The 7,884-nt window shown below is 63.0% G+C and carries 10 protein-coding genes and 1 tRNA gene; all 11 read left to right on the top strand.

Annotation, left to right across the window (positions count from 1 at the left end; translation table 11 throughout):
* Nucleotides 1-437 precede the first annotated feature (437 nt).
* A complete protein-coding gene (locus MOV74_RS25400) occupies nt 438-755 on the top strand; it encodes a hypothetical protein (protein ID WP_246928940.1) in 318 nt (105 codons plus the stop codon).
* A gap of 323 nt (nt 756-1,078) precedes the next feature.
* Nucleotides 1,079-1,402, top strand: coding sequence for a hypothetical protein (locus MOV74_RS25395; RefSeq protein WP_246928938.1), 324 nt, complete (start codon nt 1,079-1,081; stop codon nt 1,400-1,402).
* 308 nt (nt 1,403-1,710) lie between these two features.
* Nucleotides 1,711-1,800: transfer RNA gene (locus MOV74_RS25390), tRNA-Ser, on the top strand.
* Between the two features lie 161 nt (nt 1,801-1,961).
* A complete protein-coding gene (locus MOV74_RS25385) occupies nt 1,962-3,212 on the top strand; it encodes a phage integrase central domain-containing protein (protein ID WP_246928936.1) in 1,251 nt (416 codons plus the stop codon).
* Between the two features lie 375 nt (nt 3,213-3,587).
* Nucleotides 3,588-3,815: a helix-turn-helix domain-containing protein gene (locus MOV74_RS25380; protein WP_246928933.1), complete on the top strand. Its 228-nt coding sequence runs from the start codon at nt 3,588-3,590 to the stop codon at nt 3,813-3,815.
* A gap of 199 nt (nt 3,816-4,014) precedes the next feature.
* Nucleotides 4,015-4,239, top strand: a complete 225-nt coding sequence (locus MOV74_RS25375) for a hypothetical protein (protein ID WP_246928931.1) — start codon at nt 4,015-4,017, stop codon at nt 4,237-4,239.
* The gene (locus MOV74_RS25370; RefSeq protein WP_246928929.1) at nt 4,236-4,505 is read left to right on the top strand and encodes a PC4/YdbC family ssDNA-binding protein; all 270 of its coding nucleotides are present in this window, start codon (nt 4,236-4,238) and stop codon (nt 4,503-4,505) included. The genes MOV74_RS25375 and MOV74_RS25370 overlap by 4 nt, the downstream gene beginning before the upstream one ends.
* Complete coding sequence (locus MOV74_RS25365) at nt 4,498-5,388, top strand: toprim domain-containing protein (protein ID WP_246928927.1); 891 nt, start codon at nt 4,498-4,500, stop codon at nt 5,386-5,388. Before MOV74_RS25370 ends, MOV74_RS25365 begins: the two co-directional genes overlap by 8 nt.
* Nucleotides 5,385-6,575 carry an AAA family ATPase gene (locus MOV74_RS25360; protein WP_246928920.1) on the top strand — a complete coding sequence of 397 codons (1,191 nt, stop codon included), beginning with the start codon at nt 5,385-5,387 and terminating at the stop codon, nt 6,573-6,575. Before MOV74_RS25365 ends, MOV74_RS25360 begins: the two co-directional genes overlap by 4 nt.
* Before the next feature lie 664 nt (nt 6,576-7,239).
* On the top strand, nt 7,240-7,629 hold the full coding sequence (locus MOV74_RS25355) for a hypothetical protein (RefSeq protein WP_246928913.1): 390 nt from the start codon (nt 7,240-7,242) through the stop codon (nt 7,627-7,629).
* Nucleotides 7,605-7,766, top strand: a complete 162-nt coding sequence (locus MOV74_RS25350) for a ribbon-helix-helix protein, CopG family (protein ID WP_246928911.1) — start codon at nt 7,605-7,607, stop codon at nt 7,764-7,766. The genes MOV74_RS25355 and MOV74_RS25350 overlap by 25 nt, the downstream gene beginning before the upstream one ends.
* Nucleotides 7,767-7,884: the final 118 nt, after the last annotated feature.

Below are 7,884 nucleotides of genomic sequence, written 5' to 3'. Positions count from 1 at the left end.
CGCGGTGCGCGAGGTGAAGCGGCGCTTGAGATAGGCGCCTGATCGGCGGCGCCACCAGGCTGGATCGATTGCTCCGGAGCGCATCGCGCTCTCCACGCGCGCGCGCAGATGTGCCGTTGCAGGAGGAATCTGGAGCCGGGGCGGAGGTTCGCAAAGAACGGCCCCCGCCTTCCGGGGCGTGGGCTATTGGGGGTGGAGGCGGGAGCCGTTTGCGAAGTGGGCACCCGACGTGCGGGCTCGCCCGCCAGGCACCTTCAACCTAGTGCATTTGTCCACATCTTGCTATTTAATTTTTATTAATTCCGTTTTATTTTTTATTTAATCATGCCATCCTAGGAAAAATAGCCGAAAATCCCTTTTTTCCGAAATTCGGCCGAGGCGGTCGCTGTGTCGAGATCCGTCCGAAACGGTCCGGATTGCCAGTATCGGAGTGAGCCATGAGTCATTCTCCATCACTCGTGCCGCAAATTACAACAGACCGGGACGTCTATCTCGTGCTCGATGATTTCGGCCGGCAGCTGGGCCGCGCCTGGTGTGAGACGGCCGAGGAGGACGCCAATCGCGCGACCCTGCTCAGACATCTCGCTGAAGGGCAATATCTCCATCCCACGCGTATCGTGGCCTTCAATACCGCGGAGGGATGGTCGCGGGATGCCACCGCCGAAATCGCCGACGAGCTGCGCCGCCGCTATGTCGAACTCGAGGAGAGCGATCCCTCGCTGCTGGAGTTCTTGGAAAGAGCAGCGAGGCGCTGAATCTCGACCATCGAAGGCGGATGAACGCTCCGCGATTGCGCTCGAACGAGGACCGCGCCGGGGCAGCGATCATACTTCGCTTGTCATGCGGACTTCGGAGAGCGCGCCCATCGCGCGCGTTAATGCGCGTGGTCAACGAGTCCTTACCGGCCCGCCGCGGTTGGCCGTTCGCATTAAGGATGCCCCGACGAACTTCGGCAGAGCAAGGTTTTGCGGCGTATACTGCGCCGACCTTCGCAAATCCATTTCGGGCAACTGGGGCACCGCACGCAATGTCTCGTACTCTCGCCGTTGTTTTCTCCACCGCTGTCGCCGCGATTTCCATGACGGGCGCAGCCTCCGCCGGCTGCTACAATTGCTACGCGCCGCCGCCGTGCACGACCTGCTATCAGCAGCAATACGTGCAGCCGCAATACCGCACCGTCGACGAAGCCGTGATGGTCTCGCCGGGCTCCGTCGTCGCGCACCGCACGCCGGCGCAGTATCGCACCGTGATGGTGCCGCAGACCGTGATGGTCGCGCCGCCCAGCGTCCAGTACCAGCGCATCCCGCCGCAATACGCCACGCGCCAGCGCGTCGAGATGGTCTCGCCCGGCTATTCCTATTACGCCCCGGTGCAGATGGGCTGCGCGTCCTGCGGGTACTGACGCCAAGGACGAAGCGGGCTTCGAGTGGCGCTCCTCACGGGGCGCCGTTTCTTTTGCGTGCCGCAAAACGAGGCCCGGACATGGAGACCAATCCTGCCGGGCCTCGCAACCGGCGACGCCCTGGGAGGTGTCGCCAGTGTCGGGATTGCCGAGACGTCGGCGCGCGGCGGCGCCGAACCTGCCGTCAAGCTAGAGGAACAGGCTGACGCTCGCCTGACAGAGGGCGGGCGGATGGGCCGGAGGCGAGGGTGCCCAACTTGGCGTTGCCTTGTGCCGTCGACTACGTTAAGCGACAGCCTTCCGGGACTGGAAGGGTGGCCGAGTGGTTTAAGGCACCGGTCTTGAAAACCGGCGTGCCCGCAAGGGTACCGTGGGTTCGAATCCCACCCCTTCCGCCAGTATGTTGTTCTCCCTTGTTCGTACCTATTCGGACTCCACAGCAAAATCAGTGATTTGCGCCGAAAAGCTGTACTTCACAGTTCCTCGGTGTTCTTCCTAGTCTGGTCTCGGACCGTAGATTTTGCCCGTGAGTTCGGAGGACGAATTTTCGGAGGAACACATGGCAGGTAAACTCAAGCCCCTCGACGTCGAACGCCAAAACAAGCCTGGCAAGTATGCCGACGGCGGCGGGCTCTATCTGATCGTCGCGAGCGCGACATCGAAAAATTGGGCCTATCGCTACTGGAAAGACGGCAAGGAGCGCTGGCATGGCCTCGGCTCGTTCAAGGACATCTCGCTCAAAGACGCGCGGCTCTCACGCGATGCAGCGCGGCTCCGGGTCAAGGGCGATCGCAGCGCGCCGGGCGTCGACATCGTCCTAGAGAGGAGGGTGGCGCGGGAGGAGGCCAAGGCGATTGAGGCGGTCGCCAAGTTGCCGACCTTCGAGGAATGCGCCGAAACCTACATTCGTGCGAACTGGTCGACCTGGAGCGAGAAGCACCGCGATCAGTGGCCGTCCTCACTCAAGCGCTACGCCTATCCAACCATTGGCGCTCTCACGATTCCCGAGATCAAGCCGAGTCATATCCACGACCTGCTCAAACCGATCTGGATTGAAAAGCGCGAAACCGCCAACCGCGTCCGCGGCCGCATCGAGACCATCATTGCCAAAAACGTCAACATCGACGACCCCGACTTCCGCAACCCCGCCGAGCTCACCAAGCAACTTCGCGAGAAGCTTCCTAAGCGGCCGAAGCGCGCCATCCGTCACCATCCGGCATTGCCCTACGGCGAGGCGCCGGCTTTCATGCAAGCGCTCGCCGGCGCTGCTGGAACGGCCGCGCGAATGCTTGAATTCGTCATCCTCACCGCGTGTCGCACAAATGAGGCGATCGAGGGCGGCTGGATCGAAATCGACCGCCCAGATGCGATCTGGAAGATCCCGGGCCATCGGATGAAGATGGACCAGGACCATCACGTGCCGCTCACAGCGCCCGCGCTGGCGATCCTCGACGAAATGCGCGATGGCCGGCAGGGGGAGCTGATGTTCACCAATCCCGACGGTGTGGCCTTCTCAGAGAACGCCATGCTGGCGGTGCTCGACCGTCTCGGCTACGGCCACGTGACCGTGCACGGCTTCCGCTCGACTTTTGCGACATGGGCCGAGGAATGCACCGACTATCCCGACGGCGTCCGCGAGGCAGCGCTGGCGCACAAATACAAGAGCGAGACGACGGCCGCCTATCAGCGCGGCCAGAAACTCGAGAAGCGGCGCGCACTCATGCGCGATTGGGCCGACTATCTCAGCAACGCCGTTTCCCGACCGGTGCAAAATTCGGAAAACCGGGCACACCTAAGGGCGGTCTCTTAGTAACGTTGGACGGCATGCTTAGCGACGTGCTTGGCGACGGGCGTTTGCTTCGAGCAAAATCTCGCTATCGATTTGAGTTATCAGAGTAAAATTGCCTTTAGCAGCTTCCTTGAAGCGAAGCGGCCTGCCGCAGCAAGCATCCGGGCAAGCATACTAGAAACCGCTGTCCTGCAGCGGTTTCTTTCATTTTGGCAAGCGCCAAATCCCCCGAGCAAGCATCTGATTTCCTCAGCAGATTGCAAAATTGCTGTGCGTTGTTCGGCGACCTTTAGCGAACGATAGCTGACAGCTGACCGACAATTCCATGGTCAGCGAACGATAAATGCCAGTTCGGCCCTTATCCTGCTGCTTGTCCAAAACCGAAGGATGTCCGCAATGTCCCCGTCACACGCTATTTCCCTCGATGCGCCTTTCGTGGCCTCGCCCAATCAGGCGATGAAGACTCTCTTGGTTTCACGAGAGACGCTCTACAAGCTGATCAACGCCGGCGAGCTGGAATCGTACACAGAAGGCAGGGCGCGCCGTATCACGGTTGCGTCGATTGATGCTTACGTCAAGCGTCGCCTCGCCGCAGAAGCTGCCCGCCGAAATCGCGCTGCCTGAACTGACTGGAGCCGGCTGCGGACACAGCCGGCTCGCATAGCCATGTCCGAAAATTTGCCGGAATCCCTACCACAAGGCCCCGACGCCTATGTCGATAGCAGACCAGCCCGCCCCGAACAATTCACCATCGCGCCAGTGCTTGCCGGACCGGAGGCGCGCCGAAACGTTGTCGTTCGAGCACAGCGGCGCCGATTTTACCATGACGGCCGGCCACTATCCGGATGGGCGGCTCGGCGAAATCTTTATCAACGCGGCGCACGCCAACAGCATGCTCGATGCGATCGCATCTGACGCCGCGATTGCGATCTCGTTTGCCTTGCAGCACGGCGCGGACCTGGCGGTAATCAAGTCGGCGATGAAGCGAAACAGCCGCGGCGAGCCATCCTCGCCGATCGGCGCTGCGCTCGACCATGTGACGCAATGACAAAGCGCCCGACGATCGCAGAGCCAATCGAGATCACGAAGAACCGCGCTCGCAATGAATCCTTGCATGTTTCGCTGAGCGAGTACGAGGGGCACTGTCTGATCAATGTCCGGATCTACTCGACGGGAAGCGACGGCATTGACCGGCCGACGCCCAAAGGTGTTGCGATGGGCATCCGCAAGCTTCCTGAGCTCGCCAAGGCTATCACGGCCGCGCTGGGAAAGGCGCGCGAACTCGGTCTGCTGGACGAGGCCGAGCATGATTGATCCTCTCGACCTCGCATCCATCGACCGACTTACCGGCGGCCGCATCGGCCAACACGACGTCGCCTGTCCGCTCTGCGGCCCGACCAAACGAGCCCGCATCAACCAGCACCGCAAGGTCCTTCGCGTCTGGCGGATCGATACCGGCTTCGCCGGCTATCACTGCGCGCGCTGCGGCGAGAAGGGATCAACGCGCGATCGTAGCGCGCCCCCGCCTGATCCCATGGCCGTTCAACGTGCCCATGCCCAGGCTGCCGATCGCGAGCGCATTTCGGCTGCAGAACGCTTGCAGACGGCGTCTTGGCTTTGGTCGCAGCGTGAGCCGATCGCCGGCACCGACGCGGAGACCTATTTGCGCGGCGCGCGCGGATATACAGGACCTCTGCCGGGCACCCTGGGATTTCTAAGGGGACGGGGCGACTATCCGCCCGCAATGATCGCGGCGTTCGGCATCCCAGCCGAGGCGGAGCCCGGGGTTCTCTACATGCCGACTGAGGCCTTACGCGGCGTGCACGTCACGCGCCTGGCACCGCGTGGGCGCGGCAAGGCCGGCACCGCGCAGGACAAGATCATGATTGGCCGTTCGCTCGGCTCGCCTATCGTCCTAGCGCCCATCAACGACCTGCTGGGCCTGTCAGTCGCGGAGGGTATCGAGGACGCCTTGAGCGTCCATGAGGCCACGGGGCTCGGTGCCTGGGCCGCTGGTGCGGCGTCCAGATTGCCGGCCCTTGCCGATGCCGTGCCCAATTACGTCGATTGCATGACGCTCATGATCGACAACGACCGCGACGGCAGGCGACACGCTGCCGAACTCGGCCGCCTCATCGACCGCCGCGGGATCGAGACCCGTCCAATCCTTCTGCCCGATCTGGGGGCTGCCGCATGACCGATGCCAATGGATACCATCGCGCCAGCGGTAGCGCAGGCCTGCGCAAAGCGATCGACCACGCGACGGCTCCCGGGCGCAAGGGTTGGCACTTTCTCGCCGAGCACAAGGTCACGGCACCGCGGATGCTCATCAAGGGGGTTGCCCCTTATCGCGGGATTATGTTCCTCGGCGGGCAGTCCGGCGCGGGCAAAACGTTCATGGCGTGTCACATGGCGACTTCGCTGGGGAGCGGCCTCCCGTTCTTCGAGCGCCGCATCGCAGAGATTGTCGGCACCGCGATCGTCAGCAAGGAAGGGACCGACAACATCGGCAACCGCCTGACCGCCGACGCACAGGTGCGTGGTCTCGACATTCGGAAGCTGCCGATAGCGTGGCGCGGTGACCTGCCCGAGATCAAGACCCCGGAAGACGTCGAGCGCGTCGCGGCTGAATTGCTCGAGCTCCAAGACAAGATCAAAACCCGGTTCGGCGTCCGGACTGGGGCCTCGGTGTTCGACACGATCGCCGCTAACTTTCACATGACGGATGAGAACAGCAACGGCGAGATCGCGCAGGTGATCGCCAAGCTGAGGGAGTTCGAGATCCGCACGAAAGGGCTGGTGGTTCCTGTCCATCACTACGGCAAGCAGGACGGCGCGGGCTTGCGCGGCGGCTCTCTGTGGCGAGGCGGTGCCGACGTGGTGCTGAGCGTGTTGGCCGACCGCGACGAGCGCACCGGCAAGGTGTCCGCCCGAGAACTCGCCCTCGCAAAAGCCCGCGACGGCATGGAGGGGCCCATTGCGCCGTTCGAACTCAAGCCGCATGACCTCGGCACCGACGACGACGGCGAACCATTCGGCTCGCTTGTTGTGATCCCGGGCGAGCTGGGCCAGTCCGCGGTGCGGTCACGGCGCCCGAAGGCCGACGCCCGATCTGTCGTAACGCTACGCGAAGCCGTCATCGAGGCGACCAGCACCAGCGGCCAGGACATTCGCATCCGCGCCGACGGCCCCACAGTGCGCGCCGTTGAGGTGCAGAACGTGCGATCCGAGTTCTATCACCGTTATGTCACCGACGAGGACGACACCAAGAAGGCCAGCGAAGCCCGCAAGAAGGCTTTCCGCCGTCTGCTCGACAAACTGCCCCCGGACCTCGCCACAGCCTCTCAGGACGGCCGCGAATGGCTTTGGCAGGTCAGGCCATGAGCGCGCTAGAGCGCGACAGCCTTGGTCCAGAGGGACAGGGACAGACGGGACACACCCTAAAGGGTTGTGTCCTGTCCTGTCCCCCTGGTCCCATCTCGGTGGACGCGGGGACAAGCCGGGACAATGTCCCCCGATGTCCCTCTCTGTCCCCCTGTGCAGATTCTCGGGAAGGGCGGGGAATTGACCTCGTTGCATCGTCTTGCATCTTCATCGCCGCCACCGCATCGATCGAGCCGGCATCGAGGCTGCAAGCTGTCTTGCGCAGGGCAGATGAAGCCAGGCGCACGAGCTCGACACCCGCTCAGCATGAAGGCCGGCAAGCCTTCGACGGAACGTCCATCCTCCGCATAACGCTGATCACGCTTGGCTTTCACGTGGAGGCGCAAAAACCCACGGTCCAAATCCACGGTCGGAGGGGTTTTCGCGCGCGAACTGCTTCAACATCTTTCACTCTGGTAGTTGGAGGCGTGTCAGGAGCGAGTGCGCTCGCGAAACGGCTGATCTCGCCGAAATGCCAGGCTTTCCCTGCAAAAAGACCGGGGTGGGGTGGGGGTAGGGGGAAAACCACGCCCTGGTGTGGATATCGAGGTATCCTCCCAATTTCGCGGCGGCTTTTCCCCCAATCCTTTGCTGCAACTTGCTGCAAGTCCGGGAGGCATTGGTGATGCGGCCCGTTGTCGTCGAGACCGAGGCCGAGCTGCGCGCGCTGATCCGTGACCGGATTGCGGAGCTGGGAACGACATACAGCGAGGTTGATCGGTATGCGGGGCTTGCGGACTTCGCGGTGGCGAAGCTGCTCGCGCCGTCGAAGATCCGCGGCTTTGGCAACAAATCGCTGCCGCTGTTGCTGCAGGCGCTGGCGCTGGGGATTGCGCGGGTCGAGTTCATCGAGGACCGCGCCAAGGCGGCGAAGGTGCGCAAGCGGCTTGCGCCGCGCCGGCGGAAGGCACTGCGACCTGTCTCCCGTGAGTGCATTGCTAAGTCCTGCAAACAGGACGATCTTTTTTGCAGCAACACCGAGGAGCCATCATGGCGAAGACGGACAAGCGACTGATCGGCGCCCGCGTCGACGAGGAATTTGCGGAGCGCGTTGAGGCTGCGGCCGAGCGGGATGATCGGACATTGAGTTCGTTCGTCCGCCGGGCGCTTGCCGCCGCGATCGAGCCGAAGCAACAGGGGAAGGCGGCCTGATCATGCCCGACAATTCCGGTAGTGGCGGCGCGACACTAGGCGAGATGCTTCACAGCAACGACCAGGCGGCTGCGGCGGCAGCTTCGGCGGCGATCTCCCAGCCGGCGGCAGCACGGCC

The organism is Bradyrhizobium sp. SHOUNA76, assembly GCF_023006445.1.
Lineage (GTDB): Bacteria > Pseudomonadota > Alphaproteobacteria > Rhizobiales > Xanthobacteraceae > Bradyrhizobium.
The sequence above is the reverse complement of the archived record's forward strand: the minus strand, read 5'-3'. Positions and strand labels throughout refer to the sequence as shown.